This window comes from Streptomyces sp. NPDC007863 (genome assembly GCF_040633895.1).
Classification (GTDB): domain Bacteria; phylum Actinomycetota; class Actinomycetes; order Streptomycetales; family Streptomycetaceae; genus Streptomyces.
The window spans coordinates 132,045-151,715 of sequence record NZ_JBEYEI010000010.1 but is presented as its reverse complement, the minus strand read 5'-3'; the positions used below and the strand labels follow the sequence as shown (position 1 = coordinate 151,715).

General features: G+C 72.3%; 20 protein-coding genes. 9 read left to right on the top strand and 11 right to left on the bottom strand.

All coding sequences use genetic code 11. From position 1 onward, the window contains the following. The first annotated feature begins 13 nt into the window (after nt 1-13). Nucleotides 14-1,147 (top strand): NADH:flavin oxidoreductase, encoded by a 1,134-nt coding sequence (locus ABZ621_RS17680; protein ID WP_360605372.1) that lies wholly within the window; start codon nt 14-16, stop codon nt 1,145-1,147. 184 nt (nt 1,148-1,331) lie between these two features. Here the strand turns inward: ABZ621_RS17680 and ABZ621_RS17675 are convergent, their stop codons facing one another. Further along, on the bottom strand, nt 1,332-2,231 hold the full coding sequence (locus ABZ621_RS17675) for a DUF2637 domain-containing protein (RefSeq protein WP_360605370.1): 900 nt from the start codon (nt 2,229-2,231) through the stop codon (nt 1,332-1,334). Between the two features lie 361 nt (nt 2,232-2,592). On the opposite strand from ABZ621_RS17675, the gene ABZ621_RS17670 reads away from it, so the two are divergent. Then, entirely contained in the window at nt 2,593-2,898 is a 306-nt protein-coding gene (locus ABZ621_RS17670) for a hypothetical protein (protein WP_360605368.1), read from the top strand. Further along, nucleotides 2,895-3,365: an SsgA family sporulation/cell division regulator gene (locus ABZ621_RS17665; RefSeq protein WP_360605366.1), complete on the top strand. Its 471-nt coding sequence runs from the start codon at nt 2,895-2,897 to the stop codon at nt 3,363-3,365. Before ABZ621_RS17670 ends, ABZ621_RS17665 begins: the two co-directional genes overlap by 4 nt. A 39-nt stretch (nt 3,366-3,404) precedes the next feature. Here the strand turns inward: ABZ621_RS17665 and ABZ621_RS17660 are convergent, their stop codons facing one another. Further along, nucleotides 3,405-3,851, bottom strand: coding sequence for a DUF732 domain-containing protein (locus tag ABZ621_RS17660; protein ID WP_360605364.1), 447 nt, complete (start codon nt 3,849-3,851; stop codon nt 3,405-3,407). A 122-nt stretch (nt 3,852-3,973) separates the two neighbouring features. Further along, nucleotides 3,974-4,684, bottom strand: a complete 711-nt coding sequence (locus ABZ621_RS17655) for an RNA polymerase subunit sigma-70 (protein WP_360605362.1) — start codon at nt 4,682-4,684, stop codon at nt 3,974-3,976. A gap of 457 nt (nt 4,685-5,141) precedes the next feature. Here ABZ621_RS17655 and ABZ621_RS17650 point away from each other — a divergent pair, with 457 nt between their 5' ends. Further along, nucleotides 5,142-5,666 carry a VOC family protein gene (locus ABZ621_RS17650; RefSeq protein WP_360605360.1) on the top strand — a complete coding sequence of 175 codons (525 nt, stop codon included), beginning with the start codon at nt 5,142-5,144 and terminating at the stop codon, nt 5,664-5,666. Between the two features lie 760 nt (nt 5,667-6,426). Here ABZ621_RS17650 and ABZ621_RS17645 read toward each other — a convergent pair. Beyond that, the gene (locus ABZ621_RS17645) at nt 6,427-7,032 is read right to left on the bottom strand and encodes a hypothetical protein (protein WP_360605358.1); all 606 of its coding nucleotides are present in this window, start codon (nt 7,030-7,032) and stop codon (nt 6,427-6,429) included. Nucleotides 7,033-7,085: 53 nt separating this feature from the next. Here ABZ621_RS17645 and ABZ621_RS17640 point away from each other — a divergent pair, with 53 nt between their 5' ends. Continuing rightward, nucleotides 7,086-7,589 (top strand): hypothetical protein, encoded by a 504-nt coding sequence (locus ABZ621_RS17640; protein WP_360605356.1) that lies wholly within the window; start codon nt 7,086-7,088, stop codon nt 7,587-7,589. Nucleotides 7,590-7,949: 360 nt separating this feature from the next. Here ABZ621_RS17640 and ABZ621_RS17635 read toward each other — a convergent pair whose 3' ends face one another. From ABZ621_RS17635 to ABZ621_RS17615, 5 genes are all read right to left on the bottom strand, one after another. After that, a complete protein-coding gene (locus ABZ621_RS17635) occupies nt 7,950-8,483 on the bottom strand; it encodes a hypothetical protein (protein ID WP_360605354.1) in 534 nt (177 codons plus the stop codon). Between the two features lie 212 nt (nt 8,484-8,695). Next, nucleotides 8,696-10,048, bottom strand: a complete 1,353-nt coding sequence (locus ABZ621_RS17630; RefSeq protein WP_360605352.1) for a phospholipase D-like domain-containing protein — start codon at nt 10,046-10,048, stop codon at nt 8,696-8,698. 132 nt (nt 10,049-10,180) lie between these two features. Next, complete coding sequence (locus ABZ621_RS17625; RefSeq protein WP_360605350.1) at nt 10,181-11,134, bottom strand: sigma-70 family RNA polymerase sigma factor; 954 nt, start codon at nt 11,132-11,134, stop codon at nt 10,181-10,183. 69 nt (nt 11,135-11,203) lie between these two features. Continuing rightward, nucleotides 11,204-12,277 carry an ABC transporter permease gene (locus tag ABZ621_RS17620; RefSeq protein WP_360605348.1) on the bottom strand — a complete coding sequence of 358 codons (1,074 nt, stop codon included), beginning with the start codon at nt 12,275-12,277 and terminating at the stop codon, nt 11,204-11,206. 137 nt (nt 12,278-12,414) lie between these two features. After that, nucleotides 12,415-13,611: an FAD-dependent oxidoreductase gene (locus ABZ621_RS17615; RefSeq protein ID WP_360605346.1), complete on the bottom strand. Its 1,197-nt coding sequence runs from the start codon at nt 13,609-13,611 to the stop codon at nt 12,415-12,417. Nucleotides 13,612-13,976: 365 nt separating this feature from the next. Between ABZ621_RS17615 and ABZ621_RS17610 the strand changes: the two genes are divergently transcribed. The 3 genes from ABZ621_RS17610 to ABZ621_RS17600 all read left to right on the top strand — a co-directional run bounded on the left by ABZ621_RS17610 (nt 13,977) and on the right by ABZ621_RS17600 (nt 16,300). Beyond that, nucleotides 13,977-14,714, top strand: coding sequence for a dienelactone hydrolase family protein (locus ABZ621_RS17610; RefSeq protein WP_360605344.1), 738 nt, complete (start codon nt 13,977-13,979; stop codon nt 14,712-14,714). A 90-nt stretch (nt 14,715-14,804) separates the two neighbouring features. Continuing rightward, complete coding sequence (locus ABZ621_RS17605) at nt 14,805-15,740, top strand: class I SAM-dependent methyltransferase (protein WP_360605342.1); 936 nt, start codon at nt 14,805-14,807, stop codon at nt 15,738-15,740. After that, entirely contained in the window at nt 15,737-16,300 is a 564-nt protein-coding gene (locus ABZ621_RS17600) for a hypothetical protein (RefSeq protein ID WP_360605340.1), read from the top strand. Before ABZ621_RS17605 ends, ABZ621_RS17600 begins: the two co-directional genes overlap by 4 nt. On the opposite strand, the gene ABZ621_RS17595 is transcribed toward ABZ621_RS17600, so the two are convergent. Beyond that, the gene (locus ABZ621_RS17595) at nt 16,245-17,519 is read right to left on the bottom strand and encodes a hypothetical protein (RefSeq protein WP_360605338.1); all 1,275 of its coding nucleotides are present in this window, start codon (nt 17,517-17,519) and stop codon (nt 16,245-16,247) included. The genes ABZ621_RS17600 and ABZ621_RS17595 overlap by 56 nt on opposite strands. A gap of 167 nt (nt 17,520-17,686) precedes the next feature. Further along, the gene (locus tag ABZ621_RS17590) at nt 17,687-18,361 is read right to left on the bottom strand and encodes a TetR/AcrR family transcriptional regulator (RefSeq protein ID WP_360605336.1); all 675 of its coding nucleotides are present in this window, start codon (nt 18,359-18,361) and stop codon (nt 17,687-17,689) included. A 187-nt stretch (nt 18,362-18,548) separates the two neighbouring features. Between ABZ621_RS17590 and ABZ621_RS17585 the strand changes: the two genes are divergently transcribed. Next, complete coding sequence (locus ABZ621_RS17585; protein ID WP_360605334.1) at nt 18,549-19,667, top strand: serine hydrolase domain-containing protein; 1,119 nt, start codon at nt 18,549-18,551, stop codon at nt 19,665-19,667. The last annotated feature ends 4 nt before the right edge of the window (nt 19,668-19,671 follow it).

Here is a 19,671-nt window from a genome sequence, read left to right as displayed (position 1 = left end):
GAGGAGCGTCCCTGTGACTGTCACCGCGTCCGCGTCCCCCGCCTCCCGCGCGGCCGAGATCCTGTCCCGGCCCGTCGCGCTGAACGGCCTGACCGTCCCGAACCGCATCGCGATGGCGCCGATGACGCGCATGTTCTCCCCGGGCGGCATCGCCGGCGACGACGTGCGGTCCTACTACGCCCGCCGTGCCGCCGCCGGCGTGGGACTGATCGTCACCGAGGGGACCTACGTCGGCCACGACTCCGCCGGCCAGAGCGACCGGGTGCCGAGGTTCCACGGCGAGGAGCAGCTGGCGGGCTGGGCGAAGGTCGCCGAGGCCGTCCACGCGGAGGGCGGCACGATCGTGCCGCAGCTCTGGCACATCGGCATGGTGCGCAAGGAGGGCCAGGCCCCCTACCCCGAGGCCCCGGCCGTCGGCCCCTCCGGCATCCGCACCGACGGGACCGAGGGAGCGGGCAAGGCGATGACCCAGGGCGACCTGGACGACGTCATCGGCGCCTTCGCCGAGGCCGCGGCGGCCGCCGAGCGCATCGGCTTCGACGGCGTCGAACTGCACGGCGCCCACGGCTACCTCATCGACCAGTTCCTGTGGGCGGGGACGAACCGCCGCACCGACGGCTACGGCGGCGACCCCGTGGCCCGTACGAAGTTCGCGGCCGAGATCGTGGCGGCGGTGCGGGCGAACGTCTCGTCCGACTTCCCGGTGATCTTCCGCTACTCGCAGTGGAAGCAGGACGCCTACGAGGCGCGCCTCGCCGAGACGCCGCAGGAGCTGGAGGCGATCCTGTCCCCGCTCGCCGCGGCCGGCGTCGACGCCTTCCACGCCTCCACCCGCCGCTACTGGATCCCCGAGTTCGAAGGCTCGGACCTGAACCTCGCGGGCTGGACCAAGAAGCTCACCGGCAGGCCCACCATCACCGTCGGCTCGGTCGGCCTCGACGGCGACTTCATCGGCGCCTTCATGGGCGAGGGCTCCCCGGTGCAGGGCATCGACGACCTCCTGGACCGCCTGGAGCGCGACGAGTTCGACATGGTCGCCGTCGGCCGCGCCCTGCTCCAGGACCCCGAGTGGGCGTCGAAGGTCCTGTCGGGCCGCTTCGACGAGCTGAAGCCGTACGACGCCGCCGCGGTGAAGACGCTGAGCTAGTCGCGCGGCGGCCTGGCCGGAACGGTTCGCCGAGGGAATCGGCGAACCGTTTCTTCATGGGGATGCGCCAGGGAAGCGCCCGGGAACCGCCAGGAATCATCAGGGTCCATGAGGGTTCTTCAGGGATCTTCCGGAATGCTTCTGGGTTCTCCCCGGAATCTCCCCGGATTCCTCCGGGAGTTCCTCATGCCTTGGAGGGCTGCTGGACGCGCGCCCTCCGCCGGGTCCGGCGCTCGCAGGAGAACTGGCCGACGAGCTCCCAGAAGCACACGAGCGAGGTGATCGGCGGAATCCCGAGCGTCACGTACGCCAGCACCGAGTGGGACGAGTGGCTCACGCACAGGGCCACCGCCATGGCCGAGGTCACCAGGAGCACACCCCAGGAACGCCTCGCGGGCTGTCGCTGGACGGCCGCCCGCAGGATCGAGAGGGCCGCGACGGACCAGGGGCCGTACAGCGTGAGCGGCCACCAGAGCGCGAGGTTCATCGGGAGTACGGACGCCGCGGTCTCCGAGAGCTGCCCGTACGTGTAGGCGATGGACCACGCGAGCAGACATGCCGCGCACACGGCGATGGCGGCGAAGAGCGCGGTCACCTGGGTGATGCGCCGACAGAGGCCGAGGAACTGCGGTCTCGGACGGGTGCGCCGCCTGTCGATCCTGGGCGCCTGCCGGTCCTCCGGGCCGGCGTCCTGCGGCGGCCCCGGCTCCGTGGCCAGCAGGTGGGCCAGCTCCTCCTCCAGTTTCCTGTGACTCATGGTGGTGTCGAGCCCGTCGTCGTCCCAGGGCTGCCGGGTGGGGAGCGGGCCGTTGTCGTACCGGCCGCGCTCGTCGCGCCCGGAACGCGGAGGATGGAGCGGGACGTCGCGCCCCGCCCCGGAGTGCTGCGGCATCTCCCGCACCGGACCCGAGGCGTACAGCGGGACGTCGTCCCCCAGGCCCGGGTACTCCCGCACGTCCCAGCCCGCGCCCGTGGGATACGGCGGGACCTCACGCCCCACGCCGGGGTACTGCGGCATCTCCCGTACCGGCTCCATGGGGTGGTGCGGGACGTAGAAGTTCGGCTTGTCTCTGTACCAGTCCATCTGACTTTCTTCGTGCCCTTGTTTCAGGTCGTTCCGTCGAGAGCACGGAGTGCGGAGGCGCGCACGTGATCTTCTCCGGTTAACTCGTGGGTGTGACGGCGTTCCATAGAAGAACCCTTTCTGCAAACACCCCTTCCGACGTCATGCCCACCTAACGACGGCGGTCGGGGGAAGGTCGCACCACCAATGGGTGATCAATTCGCTTGATGGGGGATGCGGAATCCGTCTCTCAAACGCCTGAGCGAAGCGTGTGGCGGGTCGAGGGGCGGACGAACGGAGGAGTTGCTCGGGGGCCGGCCCGAACGTCAAGGGGGATTGACCCGAGGAGTTACCGAGATCTTGCAGCATCGTTTCCTCTGGCATGACCTCCTACCCTCGCGTCACCGTCCTGGCTCTGGACGAAACGGTTCTGCGCGAGTCTCCGATCTTTGCCGCGCTCGCCTGCCAGTGGCTGGAGACCGGGCGCTTCGTCCCAGGGACGGCCGCGCAGGACCGCCCACTGGCGATCGTGTCGGTCAGCCCGACCGTGCCGACCTCGACCCTGCTGACCCCGCTGTTGCCGACCCCGGTCCTGCCGGCCCCGACTCTGGTCTCCCCGGCCCTGCCGGAGCTGGTCCCGGGCGCCCGTGGCGCACGGCGCGTGGTGTCGGGGGTGGAGCGCCCGTGACCGGCGGGAATCCGGAGAAGGCGCCCTGCCGCGCGCCGCGGGCCGCCGACTGCGTCGTCCCCTTGACCTTGGCGGCGTACACCGCGCCGGACCGGACGATGCCCGTGCCGGCCCGGCTGCGCTACCACCGAGGGGATCCGTACGCGGTGCACCTGGACTGCCGGGTCGACCTTCCGGCGCCCGTCACGTGGGTCTTCGCCCGCGACCTCCTCGTCCAGGGGCTCAACGGCTGGGCGGGTCCGGGAGACGTATCCGTCCATCCGTCGCTCGACCCCGCCCACGACGTCGTCTACTTCTGGTTGCACCCACCCGGCTGCCCGGTGACGTTCCACGCGCCGCGCACCGTCATCGAGGACTTCCTCGCGGCCACGTACGCGATCGTCCCGGCCGGCCGCGAGACCGAGTACGGCGACCTGGAAGCGCAGCTCGGCCGGCTCCTGGCCCGCGACACCCCGCCCGCGGGCTGATACGTGCTCCGCTCGCCCCGGCCGCGGCGGGCGGATGCCTCAGGACTCGGGGCAGAGCGTCCCGCGCAGCGCGATGTTGAGGTGGGTCCCGTCGTCATCGGTCAGCGTCACGCCGTCGTAGGAGAACCGCTGCGCGGCACTGCGGTCGGGCCTCGCGGCGCCGCCGTCGAGCGCCGCGCACTGGTTGCGGGCCGCGTCGACGGCCTTCTCCTCGTCGCGGGCGAGGTCGGCGTTGACGTCACGGAGGGCCGCGAGGAGCGCGTCCCGCCGGGCGCCGGTGGGCGCGGGCGGAAGGCCGGCGTTCGTGGCACCGGCACCCGGGTCCGCCGTGCCCGTCGCCTTGGGTGCGGATGTGGATGTGGAGGGAGGAGAAGGGACTTCGACGGTGGTGGGCTTGTGGCCGTCGGAGTCGCCGACGCAGCCGACGAGGGTGAGAGCGAGTACGGCGACGGCGGCGGCGGTCGCGCTGGTGGTGCGGATACGCATGGTTCCCCTTGATGTCCGGTGAGTTGGGGACATGGTGCGTCAGGCGAGGCGAAGGCGCGGCGGTGATGACAACGTTGTGACGTGCCTCGTACGGACCTGAAGAGATGTGCCCCCGACGTACGTCACCGCGTCCCGGGCGACGGGTCGGCGGGCTGGGAACGCGCGTGGGGCGAGCGGCCGCTGTCGTCGTCGGACCTGTCGGCCGACGGGGCGAGGGCGAAGGCTCCGGCGAGGAGGGCGAGGGCCGCGGTCGCCGCGAACACGACGATGGTGAGGGCGCGTGCCCGACGCTCGCTCGCCGCGCGGACACACCAGGGCTGCGCGAGCGTGGCGGCCGACGCGTCCTTGACGCGCCTTCGGAGCGGGTGGTCCGGGGCGCCCGCGACGCCGTCGGGCAGCCGCCCGCTGATGACGGCGCGGGCATGACGCAGCCGGCCGGCGGTGGCCGCCGTGCTCGCGTGCGTCTCGGCGGCGGCTTCCGCCACGCTCAGGTCGAGGCCGTCGCACAGCAGCGCCGTCCGGCGCTGCCACGGCGGGAGTTCCAGGAGCACGCGCACGACGGGATCGGCGGCCGGCGGATCGGGCCGGGGCCTGCCGGGGCGCAGGCGGTGCCAAGGGGCGAGAGCGTACTCGTGGGCCCGCGCCCTGACCCACGCCTCGGGGTCGGGATCGCGCGCCACCTCGGGCCACTGCTCCCAAGCCCGGTGGAACGCCTGCTCGGCCGACTCGAAGGCGAGGCGACGGCAGCCGGTCAGCACGTACGCCTGCTGCGTGAGGCCGGGTGCGGTGGACAGGTAGAGCGCGTCGAAATCCGCCTCGGCGGAATCGCCCACGCGGTCCGGCGCAGGCGCCGGCGGCGCTCCCGAACTCGGGCTCTCCGGAGTGCCGCCTGGCCGGTTGATCGTAGGGCGATGCATGGGGGTGTCCTTGGGAGAGGGCGCGAGGTGGCCGGTTCGTTCGTGTGCGGAATGCGTATGTGTGCGGAACGGCAGGGCCGGCCGATAGGCCGATGCGGCAGCGCCGACGTGCGGAAGAATCCTTTCTCCGCCCCCCTGTGTCCCTCTTACGTCCACATAACGACATGATCGAGCCGTGAGATGTCCGTCGATCCGGTGATTGATTCACACGAAGGAGTGACGAGATCCCGGTGCAGGTCCGAAACCAGGGAGAGGCGCATCGCCACGATGCCGCTCCGGAGACCTGCGGAACGTCGCGCCATCTAGGTCCGCTGTTGTCCTAGTTGGCCTCTAGGTTGGTGACATCGCGAAGGACCACGAGGAGATGAGACCGATGACGCACACTGCACCCGAGGGTTACACCAGCGTGGCACCGTGGGTGGTCACGGACGACACCGGTGCGCTGCTCGACTTCATTGCCGCCGCGTTCGACGGCGAGGAACTCGCACGGGTGCCGGTCGAGGACGGCACCATCGGCCACGGTGAGATCCGTGTCGGCGACACGGTGGTGCTGGCCTTCGACCGACGGCCCGACTGGCCGGTCATGCCCTCGCTGCTGCGGGTCTACGTCCCGGACGCGGACGCCGCCATGGCCGCTGCCGTCGCGCACGGGGCGCAGGTGATCACCGAGAGCGCCGACAGCGCGTGGGGGGATCGCGGCGGCCGGGTGCGGGATCCGTTCGGCAACATCTGGTGGGTGGTGAGCCGGGTCGAGGACGTCGCACCGGACCGGGCCTGGGAGCGGATGTTCGAGCCGAAGTACGCGGAGTCGATGCGTATGGCCCAGGAGACGCTGGACGCCGCGCTGAGCGGCCGGGACGCAGGGGTGGCGAGCGCCCCGCGGCGCCCGAGCCACTGAGCCCTTCCGGGCTCGTTCGCAGCAGCCGGGGAGCGGTTTCTCCTCAAGCTCTCCGCGGCGAGGTACGTACGCGGAGAGCAGTCCGGCGATCTCTCGAACGACCACGCACAGGCCTTCGCGGAGCCGAGGAGCGCTCGCCGCGCAGCTGCCGTACGGCCGGCTGGATCAGAAAGATCCCGTACACGCAGGGGTGGCAGGTGTGGACGGGAAGCTCTCCCCCCCCGGGGGGCAATCCGGCCGGCGCGTCGGCGGAGCGTACCCGCAGGCAATCCGCTCGGACCGCGGGCTCCGCTGGTACCGGGCACGAGAAGCGCGCCGCGAGGCCGCGATACGGAACCATCGACGGTCGCCTCCATTCCCACGGCGGGGGCGCGGGGCAAGCGGACCGTGTCGGCCCTTGCCGTCACGGAGGCGCGAGGGCTCGCAAGGCCACGCGCGCCTCCGAGAACTGCTGCCCAGCCACCTCCCGTCGTTCAGGTGCGGTCGTCTGCGGCGACGGAAGGGGCTCCGCGCCCAGGGCGCACCCGGCACGCCCGGTGGCGTAGGGGTCGAGTGCGGGGCGGGCGCCCACGACGAGCCGGAGGAGCGTCTCTGGTTCGGCATGGGGGATGGACGCCATGCGATCGCCACGCAAGAGACGAATCCGCACCCCACCGGCTGAGGCGCACACGGTCCCGGGCCGAACTTCGCCGGCTCGCACCCACCCACCCCGGTCAGGACGACGCGCAGAAGGCCGCGAACCCCGCGCCGCTGCGTCGCGTCAACGATCGACGCGTTGCCTACCGGAACCGCCGCAGTACGAGCAGTCCATGCCGAGACCGCACTCCGGACACTGCCGGCCGTCCATGAATCCCAGGCCCTCGCACGCGAAGCAGGTGCCCCAGCCGTCGCACCCGGGGCACAGCCCGTCACCGGGCGCCAATGCCTCAGGCGTGGCCGCGCGTGGTGGACGCTTCCAGCGGGTGCGGAACCAGACGGTGGGCGCTTTCCCCCACGCGCTCAGCCCGGCGTTCGGCACGCTGAAGAGGCCGACTTCGAAGCCGTCCTGCTGCGCGAGGAGTCGAGGCCCCCGGGCGTCCTCCCTGATCTCGGTGCGCCAGCCCGCCGCGGTCATCGCATCATCGGCGGCGGCCAACGCGGCGGCGACGGCGCCCGCGTGGTGGGGACGGGCCGGAGCGATACGAGTCATACGCATCCCGAACTGACGCCCTTGTGCCCCGCGCGTGGTCCGTCGCTCCTGGACCCACTCCTCGACCTCCGGTTCAGCGGCCCGGTCGACGGCCGCCACGAGACCCTGCAAGGCATCCCGCAGCCGGTCCGCGCCGCGCTCGAACTCCTCCGCCGCACCGGCGATTTCCCCGCCCATGGCCCTCCAGCTCCCCTCTGATCGTCACACGCCCCACTGGATACGATGCCCGCATGACCCACGCTCTGTGCGCCCTCGTCGTGGCCGGCCAGGTGGACACCCCACGAGCCGAATCCTTGGGGCTGCGCGCCGGACTCGCACACGCGGACATCACCGTCTTCCCGATCGACCACTACTTCTCCGCCTACTGGGCGGCGGTACGGGGCAACCACGCGGAGCTCGACCTGCCGCCCGGGATCCTCACGGAGAGCGTGACGTTCCCGGGAGAGGAGGTCCTGCACGACCTCGTCCGCGAGGTGACCCCCGGGCACGCACCACGCTTCGCCGTCATCCAGACCGAGTACTTCGCCGGCACGGGCGACCAGTGGGCGGCCGCGTTCGACGGGAAGGTGCGCCTGACACCCGACGGAGCGACGATCAACGAGGCTCTGGCGGCGCTGGGCGTAGAGGCGACCGACACGGCGGACGAGTTCGACGTGATCGGCCTCGGCGCCCTCCGCGGCAACCCCGACCACCTCCGGACCTACGCCGCCCTCTGCGCCGGACTCGGGGCATAGACGGTCCCTTGGACGTCCCTGCCTACGGCGTGGTCTTTCCTTGCTGCCGCCGGTGCTCGGCCAGGTCGGGTTCCTCCGGGGGAGCCGACACCCGGACCGGTCTCGGCACGCGATCGACTCCGTCAGCCTGCAGGCCGCGAAAGGGGGCCGCGGGGCATCTCCGGTGCGAGCAGGTACGACACCAGGGCCTGGAAGTCCACATCCGAGGCATCCCGGCCATCGGGATCCGTCGCGACGGGCCATCCAACACCTCGACGCACGCCAGCACATCGAGCCCCACAGCACTTGGGCCGGCATCGACGGGTGGTCGGAAGCCGTGTACGGGGCCGGTCGGCGGTCGAGGCCAGGCCGAAGCACCGACTACCCGACGAGCTGCTCCGCCACCTGGCGATACAACTCCGTCCGTTCTTCCGTCACTTGCCGCAGAGCAGGCAGTCCGTTCTTGCGCAGCCGGTCCTCCGCCTCCTGCCGGCAAGCCTCCTCGAAGCGGGCCAGGGTGTCGAAAGGGCCGATACGAACGGCGGACGGCCAGGCCGCCGTCGCTTCCGAGGCGAAGTCCAACGTCTGCGCTGCCACGATGTTCTGCTGGCTGGGCCTGGTCAGCACCACCGTGCCGAACACGAGACGCGACCAGCCTCTGACGAAGGCGTGCCCCGGAAGCCCCGCCGGATATCTGTCATCCAGGGACCAGCTCTCGGCAAACGCATCGCCGAGCAGGTCGTCGTCGAACCCTCGCCCGTCGAGGGACACCATGATGCTCTCCAACCCGGCCATGATCGGGCTGGAGTGATCGATCAGGCCGGATCGGGCAGTCAGCACGCGCACGGCCCCACCCAGGCGGATGGCTGCGGCGCAACACAGCGCCAATCCGGCGGAGTCGAGCGCCTCGTTCATGATCCCCCCGTCTCGTGTACCTGCCCCCGCGGACGCGTCCAAGGCGTCCGACGCGAGAGGTGTCCCGGCCCACGGCCGCTACTGGCGGTTCATCCCCCAGGACCGTGAGGAGAAACCAGTCCAGGACGGCGCTGAACGACTGCCCTGGTCGGCCGGGCTACCGCCTGGGCGACAAGGCCGCCCAGCGGGTCGCGGAACCAGGAGACGACGTCTCAGAGAACGCCGCCGTACTGGGACTCCGCGAGGGCGGCGGCGCGCTGGTCGCGGAAGTTCGTGACGTACGCGTCGTGCATCTCCGGGGCGACGTACTTCAGGAGCGCCTCGTCGTTGGCGGTGAGCGCCAGGCCCGTGTACGTGTGGCTGCCCGTGAAGACCAGCTTCTGATCCTTCACGCCCTTGTACGAGCCCTCGATCAGCAGGTACTTGGTGTGGGTGGTCGTGCCGGAGACCTCGGGCGCGGCCGGGTTCGTCACCTCGTCGTTCGCCAGGCGGTGGAGGGAGATCCTTCCCTTCCCGGTCGACCGCGTCAGCCAGTACGCCGTCTCCCGGTGCGTGCCGACGGCCCCGTAGTCGGAGAGCTTGCCGTAGACGACGTCGACGTAGCAGCCCGCGTCGGCGAGCGTCCACAGCTTCTGCGCCACGGCCGGTCGTGAGATGTGCCCGTTGGCGATGCGGATCACGGTGCGGCCGTCCGCCGTTCCGTGGCCCGGGGTGTTGCCGTGGCAGACCGGGGCGACCGTTCCGTCGGCGTTCGGCACACGGGTCTCGACCATGCTCAGGATGTTCTCCACGACGTCGGTCGAGGAGCGCGGGAAGAAGTAGCCCTTGGCCTGCCCGGCCTCCACGTCGATGGCCAGGTCGCTCACCGTCCTCGACCCGTCCGGCTGCGCCTGCGAAGCGGCCATCAGGTCGAAGTAGCGGACGTAGCCCGCGTGCAGGGGGGCGTTGCCGGTGACGGTCATCGCGTCGTTCCAGCCGGACTCGCGGTCCCAGGTGGTGAGGTTCCCGGAGGACTGCACCACGATGTCCTCGACGACCGTGCCCGTGGTCGGCGAACCGCTTCCGGTGGAGCGGGTGAACAGGAAGAACTTGTTGTGGTTCACGCCGCCGGTCCCCGCGGCCAGACACGGCCGGCCCGCCGCGCACACCCGGAACCACGATGCCTGACCGGGCGCGGACTGCGTCGCGAAGGCGGCCTGGAGCTTGTCCCGGACAGCCTTGCCCGACGAGCCCATCCACGCCGCGGAGACGCTGGTGTCGTCGACGAGGACCTGCACGTTCACGTTGCGCTGATGCGCCTGCACCAGCTGGTCGGCGAGCCAGGACGACCCGAACGCGTACAGGGATATGCGGATGGTCGACCCGCTGGGCGTGCCGTTGACGAGGCGCCCGAGGTGGCTGAGGATCGCGCCCTGCTCGGTGGTCGTGCCGTTCGGCTTGTTGAAGACGACGCCGGTCTTCACGTACGTGTCGTCCTGCGCGGTGGCGGCCGGCGCACCCGCCACGAGGAGTCCCACGATGAGGAGGCCGGTGAGGAACCTGTTCTTGATCCTGTTCTTGATCACGGCCGTCACCATAGTGCGGGGACTCTTCGTCGCGGCTCCCGGCTCCCGGCTCCCGGCTCGCGACTCACACCTTTCCGTCGAGAGGGCGTGACGCGGCCTCGTCGGACGTCACCGCTGTGGACGTGCGGCGGGTCACCACTCGGCGATGAGGGGGGTGTCGGGTTCGTGCCGGCGCCAGGCTTCGGTGAGGCGGGTGAGGCGGGCGGGGGCGGCGATGCCGCGTACGGTGGCGATCTTTCCGTCCACGAGGTCGAAGGTGACGGAGCCGACGACCCGGTCGCCGACCACGGTGACGATGGCGGGGGTGCCGTTGAGGAGCGCGTAGTGGATGGCGGGGGTGCCGCCGGCCAGGCGCCGCTTCGCGGGGGTGGGTTTGAAGCCGGCGCGGGCGACGGCGGCGACGCGCTGCGGGGTGTCGAACCGCAGCAGCTTCTCGGCCAGACCGGCACCGTCGGAGATCGCGGTCGCGTCGTCGGTGAGCAGGGCCACCAGCCGTTCGGTGCGGCCCGAGGAGGCGGCGGCGAGGAACTCCTCGACGATCCTGCGGGCCGCCGCCCGGTCGACCTCGGCCCCGTGGCGGCGGGCGGCCGTGACGCGCTGCCGCGCCCTGTGGAGGTGCTGCTGGCTCGCCGACTCGGAGATGTCGAGGATCTCGGCGATCTCGGCATGGCCGTACGAGAAGGCTTCCCGCAGGACGTAGACGGCCCGCTCGACGGGGGACAGGCGCTCCATGAGCGTGAGCACGGCCAGGGAGACCGATTCGCGCTGCTCGAAGGTGTCGGCGGGGCCGAGCATCGGGTCGCCGTCGAGGAGCGGTTCGGGCAGCCAGGCACCGACGGAGCGTTCGCGGCGCGCCTGTGCCGAACGGAGCCGGTCGAGGCACAGGTTGGTGACGACCTTGGTCAGCCAGGCCTCCGGCACCTCGATCCGCTGCCGGTCGGCGGCCTGCCAGCGCAGGAACGCGTCCTGCACGGCGTCCTCGGCGTCGACGGCGGAGCCGAGCAGCCGGTACGCCAGCGAGGCCAGCCGGTTCCGGCCGAGCTCGAACCGATGGGTGTCGAAGGGATCGGAGACGGTGCTGTCCACGGGGACCACCCTAGAAGATCTTGAGGGAAGGGGTGAAGGGGTGAAGGGGCAGGCCGGGGGGCTGGTCGGTCAGGCCGTCGCAGGTGCCGGCGGGCCGGCGAGGGCGGCTGCGGTGCGGGCGCGCAGGCCGCCGGCCAGGCACAGTACGACCCCGAGCGCGAGCCAGGCGGCCAGGACCACGACCGGGCCCGTGGCGCCGTGACCGTCGAAGAAGGCGGTGGAGCGCAGCAGTCGGCCACCGGCCCCGGGCGGCAGTAGCTGTCCGAGGGCGCCGGACCAGCCGGGCAGCATCTCGGGCGCGGTCGCGGTGCCGGACAGGGGGTTCCCGACGAGCATCATGACGGCTGCGCCGAGACCGAAGCCGACGGACCCGAGCAGTGACGCGAGACCGAGGATGCTCAGGGAGGTGGCGGCGAGCGTCAGGGCGATGGCGCCGCCGTTGGCCCAGAACGAGCCGTCGAGCGAGCCGAACCAGAGGTGGAGGATCGTCGCCGTGGCGAGGCCGCCGGTGACGGCGAAGGCGAGTGCTCCGGCGACGCGGCGGGTACGGCCGCGTACGAGCCTGGTCAGGAGCAGGGCGGCGAGGAGGCCGCCCATGACGAGCGGCAGGGCTCCGGCGGCCAGTCCCGCGCCGCGCGGGTCGTCAACCGGCAGCGGAACGAGGTCGCGGACGGTGGGCGTGGTGCCGGCTCCCGCCGCTCCGGCTTCCGTCGGGCCCGCTCCGCTCGTGGCGGCCCCGGTCGTGCCCGCTCCCGCCGTGCCCGCTTCCGTCGTGTCGGCTTCTGTCGTGCCGGCGCTCGGTGCCCGGCCGAGGCCGGTCGCGATGCCGTTCAGCGTCTGGGCGACGGCGATGCTCGCGCCGGACGCGGTGATGACCTGGGGCGTGCCGGAGCCGAGGTCGATCGCCCCGTACACCTCGCGATGGCGGATCAGCCGTTCGGCGGCGGCGGTGTCGGCGACCTCGGTGACCTCGAAGCCGCCGGGGAGCCGTTGACCGAGTACGGCGGTGAACTGTTCGACGGCGGGGGCGGGCCCGGCGACGGCGATCGGCACGTCGTGCACCGATGAGCGTACGGACGGCCAGGCGAAGGCGGCGAGCAGCAGGCTGATGCCCGCCGTGAGCAGGGCGACCGCCCTGGCCACGGCGGGCCAGGACGAGACGCCGGCTGCGGCCCCGGCCGGAGCGGAAGCGGCTGCTGCGTCAGCCGAATCGACTCTGGCCCCGGCCCCGGCCCCGGGCCCTGCCCCGGACCCCGCCCGAGCGGCGATGGGTCGCACGGCTACGCCGCCACCGTCTCGGTGGACGACGTGACCGGTGCGGTGGCCAGGCGGTGCTTGCGCCTGGGCAGGCCGAAGGTCGGGTGCGAGGTGGCCCACAGCGACATCCAGACGATGACCGCCTTGAAGCGTGTGGCCTTCCCGCCGCCCGTGTACGTGGGCTTCGCCTGCCCCTCGCCGTCGACCATCTGCAGGATCGCGTCGCGCCGGCCGAGGCTGATGTGGTTGCCGACGTACTCCAGCTTGGTGGTCGCCATCGTGCGGCCGGTCAGACGGGCCACGATCGCGTGGGTGGCCTGCTGGCCGGTGTAACCGGCCGTGGCGCAGGACATCGGCAGCGGCCGGCCGTTGTCGCCCACGGCGAGAACGCTGTCGCCGACGGCGTAGACGTTCGGGTGCGAGACCGACCGCATGGCGCGGTCGACGACGATCCGGCCGTTCTCGGTGACCTGGAGACCGCTCGCCGCGGCGAGCGGGCCGACCGCGAACCCGGCCGCCCAGACGGTCGTGTCCGACGCCAGGACGGTGCCGTCGGCGCACACCACGCGCCCTGCCTCGACGGACTCGACCTCGGTGTGCTCCCACACGGTGATGCCCAGCCGCTCGCACGCCCGGCGCAGATGACCGCGCGCCCCGGCCGAGAGCCGGGCGCCCAGCTCCCCGCGGGCGACCAGGGCCACCGACAGGCCGGGCCGCGACTCGGCGACCTCGGTGGCGGTCTCGAGCCCGGTGAGCCCGTCACCGACCACGACCACCCGCCCGCCCTCGTCCAGGCCGGCCAGGCGCTCGCGCAGACGCAGTGCCGAGGGCCGGGTGCCGACGTCGAAGGCGTGCTCGGCGACGCCGGGGACGCCGTGGGAGTCGCCGTGGCTGCCGAGCGCGTAGACGAGCGTGTCGTACCCGAACTCGTCGCCGCCGCCGGCGTCGGCCACGGCGACCACCTGCCGCTCGGGGTCGACCGCGGTGACACGGGCCAGGCGCAGCCGGACCCCCGTCCCAGCGAAGACGTCGGCCAGCCGCGGCGCTTCGATCTCCTGGCCGGCCGCGAACTGGTGCAGCCGCAGCCGCTGCACGAACTCCGGCTCGGCGTTGACCACGGTGATCTCGACGTCCTTCGGCGACAGCCGGCGGGCCAGGGTCCCGGCCACGTAGGCCCCGGCGTATCCGGCCCCGAGAACGACGATGCGGTGCTGCTTCATGTCCGGCTCCTGTCGTTGTGCTTCGTGCCTGCTCTCGATGGCTTGAGCGGGGCAGCCACGCGATTCCTGACAGGTGTCGAATGTGACGTGAGTCACAGGGGGGGGGTTGGTGGGCGGCGGTAGAGAACGGGGGAATCCGCCTCGACGTGATCTCGATCCGAACGACCAGGGCTGTGGGCTATGTTGTGGAGATGACTACCGGGACGGCATCGCGCCACGCACGGATCGGTGACCCGGTGCTCTCCTGAGCGCCGTACGGGCCGGTGCGGGCCCGTCACTCGATCGTGGATCTTGCGCGGCCGCGCGGGCTCCGCCTCCGTCGTGTTGATCACAGGCTGGACACATCAACCACGACAGGAGAGCTCATGCCCACCAAGACCTTGCGGATTCCCACCGCGGACGGGCACGCCGACGCGTTCGCCGCGTTCCCGGACGGAGGCGGGCGGCACCCGGGGGTGCTGATGTACGCGGACGGCTTCGGCATCCGGCCCGTGCTGCGGGACATGGCCCGCGAACTGGCCGGGCACGGGTACTACGTACTCGTCCCCCATCTCCTTTACCGCCATGGCCCGGCACCGGTCGTCGAGCTGCCCGCGCACATCGGGGAGGAGGACCGCCCCGCCGTCTTCGCGCGGCTGATGCCCTTGATCGAGGCGCACACCGCCGAACGCGTCCTGAGCGACGCCGACGCCTATCTCGGGTTCCTCGCCGCCCAGCCCGAGGTCGGCGCGGGACCGGTCGCGGTGACCGGGTACTGCATCGGTGGCCTGTACGCGATGCGTACCGCCGCCGCCCATCCCGGCCAGGTGGCCGCCGTCGCCGCGTTCCACGGTCCCGTGGGCGTCGACGGGCCGGACCTCTTCTCCAAGATCACCGCTCAGGTCCACCTCGGCCACGCCGAAGGCGACGTGACGCCCGAGGCGTTCGACGAGCTCAACCAGGTCCTGGACGCCGCGGGTGTCGACCACGCCTCCGAGATCTACCCCGGCACCATCCACGGCTTCACCATGTCCGACACGGACGCCTTCAGCGCCTCCGGCCTGAAGCGCCACTGGGACCGCCTGATTCCCCTCCTGGACCGCACCCTGGCCAAGGGGGAGTGATCCCCCTGAGCCAGGCGGTGTGATCTCCCTGCCGGGCGACCGGAGACAGAGGCCGGAGCAGGGCCCGGGGAACCCATAGGGTTCTGCCTCGTGCACCAGTTTGAGATATCCGACCTGATCACGGTGGTGGAGCCAGGGAGCGGCCGCCGGCTCCCGGTCCGGCGCGCCGAGGTGATCGAGCGGCTCCTGGAGAGCGGAGACGAGCGCGGGGCCCGGATCGTCGCCGCGTTGCCCGCGGACGAGGACGGCGTACTCGATCCGCACGCCGTGGACCGTCTGCTCATCGGCGTGCACACCGAGCTCCAGCGCCTGAGCGAGGAGCTGCGGATCGGCGAACGCCTGGTCCACGTGCTCGGTCCGCTCCTCACCGCGATCCGGTCGGTCGGCGCGCGGTCCGGCCCGTACCGCCTGGTCGACGTCGGTTGCGGGCTCGGCTACCTGGTCCGCTGGCTCGCGGCGACCAACGCCCTGGGAGCGGACGTCGAGCTGGTGGGAGTCGACCTCGACGCCTCGCTGGTCGGCGAAGCGGACCGGCTGGCCCGCGCGGAGGGGCTCGACTGTCGTTTCGTCCACGGGAACGCCTTCGCCATGCCGGAGGCGGCGACCGTCTACGTCTCCACCGGCGTGCTGCACCACTTCCGCGGTCCGGCCCTGGCCGAGTTCTTCCAGGCCCAGGCCGCCTCACCGGCGCAGGCCTTCTGCCACTTCGACATCGCCGCGACCGGCCTGGCCCCCATCGGCGCGTGGGTGTTCCACCGCGCCCGGATGCGCCACCCCCTCGGCCGCCACGACGGCGTCGTCTCCGCGCGGCGCGCACACAGCGACGAGACCCTGCTGCGCGCCGCCGCCGCACCCGGCATCCGGCCGCTGCTGTACGAGCCGCGCGGTACGGCGAACCCGTTCGGCACCACGCTGCGGCCGGTCATCGGCGTACGCCCGCACCTGGAGGCGCCGCTCCGCCTGGCGCTGGGACGGGCCGCGCGCCGGCTGGTCGGCCCGGAACACCTGGCCGAGGCCGCCCGATGACGACCGCCATGCTCCTCGTGCTCCTCGGTCTGATCGACGCGTCGTTCAGCGGATTCCGCGCCTATGCCGGCCGTGACGCCCGCATCCGGAAGCACCGGGCCACGGCGCGAGCGGCCCTGCGCGGCCTGGCCGTCGGGGCCGTGCTGCTGCTCGCCCCCACGCTGACCGCCGTCATCGTCCTGTCCACCGCGTCCGACCCGGCCGAGACCTTCGGCACCCTGGCCGCCGGAGGCCTCGGATACCTGCTCCCGCTCGCCGCCTACACCGCCGTCGTGGCGGTCTCGCTCGCGGCGTACCTCGTCCTGCCCTTCCGCGCCAGCACCCTCGCGGTGGTCATCGGCCTCGGCCCGCTGACCCTGCTGCGTCCCCTCGCCCTCGCCGCCGCCTGCCTCGGCGCGCTCCTCAACGGTGGCGGAGCCGCGGCCCTCCTGGTCGGTGCGATCGCGGGCGCGGCCGTCCTGTGCGTCGAACCCGCGGTGCACCGGCGCTGGTACCGCCATGTGCTCACGCTTCCGCCATCCGTTCCGCCGGCTGCTCACCGTGCCGGGCGAGTTCCGTGAGGGCCTGCACCCACAGCCCCGGCAGTTCGGCGGCCGCCACGAGGGACCGGTCGTGAACGACCGTGACGCGGGCGGTGTCGGTCGTGCGGATGAGGGAGAAGTAGCCGAGCATGCCGGGACTGTTCAGGGCGAAGACGCTGCCGCCGAGCAGGGGGGCGTCGAGGACGCGGTAGGTGCCGTTGAGGTTGATGTGGCTGGCGGCGAGCCGGAAGCCGGCACGTTCCGTCGTCCGGCACAGCAAGCGGGGCGGAAGGCGCAGAAGGGTCCTCCAGCCGCTCTCCCGCAGCCCGGACTCCTTGTGCGCGAGGGTCTGTCCGGCCAGGTCCTCCAGGCGCTGCCCCGGCGCCGCCGCTGTGCACGGCAACCGTACGATCGCCGGCAGCGCCGCGTTTCCCGGCGCGAGCGCGGCCCCCCGAGGGCGGACCGACATCGGCATCACCACCATCAGGTCCCTCGCCCGGCCGGTCTGCCGCTGCTGGAGGGTCGCGAGGGCGCCTGTCACCGCGGCGAGGTACACGTCGTTGACGCCCACCCCGCACCGTGCCGCCACCGCCCGCAGGTCCGCCTCCGGGACATCCGCGTACGCCATGGCCACCTGCCCGCTCCGCGCGGCGTCGGACCCGGCCGGAACCGTCTCCTCGACAGGGAGCTTCCCCAGCGGCCACTTGGCCAGCCACACCGCGGAGCCGCGCCGCCCTCGCACGGGCGGACGGTACGGATACGGCCCCGCGCACGGCTCGTCGGCCAGCAGCGCGGCCAGCAGATGGGCGGCGCCGACACCGTCCGTGAGCGCGTGTTCGATACGGAAGCACACGCGTTGCACCTGCTCGGTACGGCACGTCAGCAGCCGCAGGTCCCAGCGGGGCGCCGGACGGGCGGGAAGCGGTCGGCGCAGAGCCTCGTCGGTCGCCTCGGCGAGCCGGCCGTCCACCCGCTCCGCGCCGACGTGCAGCCCGGAACGGGGCGGCGCTGTCCGGGTCCACGACCGTGCTCCCGGCACCGCCGCGACATTCAGGGTCTCCAGCCCGGCCGCACGCTCGTCCACACGGGCGCGCAGGGCGTCGAGCGTGAACGAGTCGGCGGGAAAGTCCAGGACATGGCCCACCATGAACGGTTCGGTGCTGCGGTCGGAGAGGAACGCGAACGCCCGGTCCAGCGCGTTCATCCGCCCCGGCCGCACCGACCCGGCACCGGACCCGCCCACGTTCTCCGACACCATCCGGACCTCCACAAACCCACCTCGCATCCGTTCGACGTGCAACCCGCTGTGCGAACGAGGCGCGCCGACGAAGGGACACGGCAACCGGACCCGGACCCGCACCCGGGCCCGGACCACCGCGCGGCAGCCTGCCGCCGTGCGGAACCGGCTGGGTGGGTGGCCGACGCCTACGAGCCGGTCGGTCGGCTCGGGGCGATGGCGGCCTCGATGTGGTCGAGCTGTGCGGCGAGGATCTCCTCGAACGCGGCCTGGCGATCCGCTCCGAGGGGGCGGACGTCACGGGCGAAGTGGGCCAGGGCGGGGAAGCGTTCGGGGTCGGCGCCCAGGACCGCGACGCGGAACAGCTCCATGCCCTGCTCGTACTCTTCCGCCGTGATGCTGCCGACTCCGGCCTCGGAGGCGATCAGGGCGGCGATGAGGACCGCGAGCCGGTGATAGCGCGCCGGGATCTCCTCGTCGGGCAGCCCCGACGCGCGCAGGGCCTGCAGCACCTCTTCCATGACCAGCCGGGAACCGGCGCCGCCCGACGCGTACCGCCCCCAGACCGCGGCGAGTTGGGGCTGTTGGCCGAACGCCTCTCTCACGCGCAGGGCCAGGGCGGTGATGCGCTGCTTCCAGTCGCCCTCGGCGCGGTAGCCGTCCATGGAGGCCAGGAGGATCCGGTCGGCGACCGCCCGCAGCAGTTCGGTCTTGCTGCGGAAGTGCCGGTACAGACTGGAGGAATCCGTCCCCAGGGTCGCGGCGAGCTTGCGCACGCTGAACGACTCCGCGTCGCTCGTGCGCAGCAACTCCGCTGCCGCGTCGAGGATTTCCTCGGTCGTCCAACGCCTTCGACCTGCCATTTCGCCCCTCTCGTCGGACCGAGTCTAGCGCATGCACTTGGTGATGCACGCGGTGCGTGCATAATGAGGACATGGGTGTGGCGAGCGCACCGGCAGCAGGTGGGCCGACGTGTCTCGCACGCCCCGTCGCCCGGATCGGGGCGACCGATGTGGAGCTCACCCCGAGCGATGCGAAAGGACGCATGTCGTGAGGAACCCACTGGATTCAGCGGCGCTGGACGCCGCCGTCGAGAACGTCCACCGCGCCGGGATTCCGGGCCTGTTCGCCGAGGTGCGGGCCGGTGACCAGGTCTGGCGCGGCGCCGCCGGGGTCGCCGATGTCGCCACCGGCCGCCCCGTCACCGCCGGCATGCGGCACCGCGTCGGCAGCATCACCAAGACCTTCGCCTCCGTCGCGGTGCTGCGACTGGCAGAGGCGGGCCGGATCGGTCTCGACGCGCCGATCGGCCGGTACCTTCCGGAGCTCGTCCCCGGGGAGCGCGGTGACGCGATCACGGTGCGGATGCTGATCAACCACACCAGCGCTCTCGCCGAGTACCTCCCGTACGCCTACCCCTCCCTCAAGGCGCTCCCCGCCGTCGCCGACACCAGCCCCCAGAGCCTGGACGACCACCGCTTCACGCGCTTCGACCCCGTCGAGCTGATCGGGATGGGGGTCTCCGCGCCCGCCGTCGGCACCCCCGGCGGCACCCCGGGGGTGTACTCCAACACCAACTACCTGCTTCTCGGCCGGCTCCTGGAACGGGTGACCGGCACGACGGCCGAGCGGCACATCACCCGGAGCGTCATCGAGCGCGCCGGGCTCCGGGACACGGCGTTCCCCACCGGACCGTCCGTCGACGGTCCGCACTCGCAGCTCTACGAGGCATGGTTCGGCATGATCGACCCGCCGCGCGACTACAGCGTCCACGACATGTCGTGGGTGGGGCTGGCGGGCTCGCTGACGTCGACCGTCGCGGACCTCAACCGCTTCTACCGCCTGTTGCTCGCCGGCGAGATCGTCAGCCCGTCGTCGCTGGCGCAGATGCGGCGCACCGGCCCGGTCGTCACCCACACGGGGGCGGTGATCGACTACGGCCTCGGCCTGTACCCGATGGCGGAGCCCGGTCGAATCACCTTCTGGGGCAACGGCGGCACGGTCTGGGGCGGCGGGACGCTGGCCATGATCCGCGCCGACGGCGAGCGGCAGCTCGCGGTCGCGGTGAACCTGCAACGGTGGAACAGGCTCGACTCCTCCGGCAGCCCCCGGCCCCACCCCATCGACGACGCGCTCGCGGCGCTGTACCGCGTCGCGATGTACGGCTGACGGC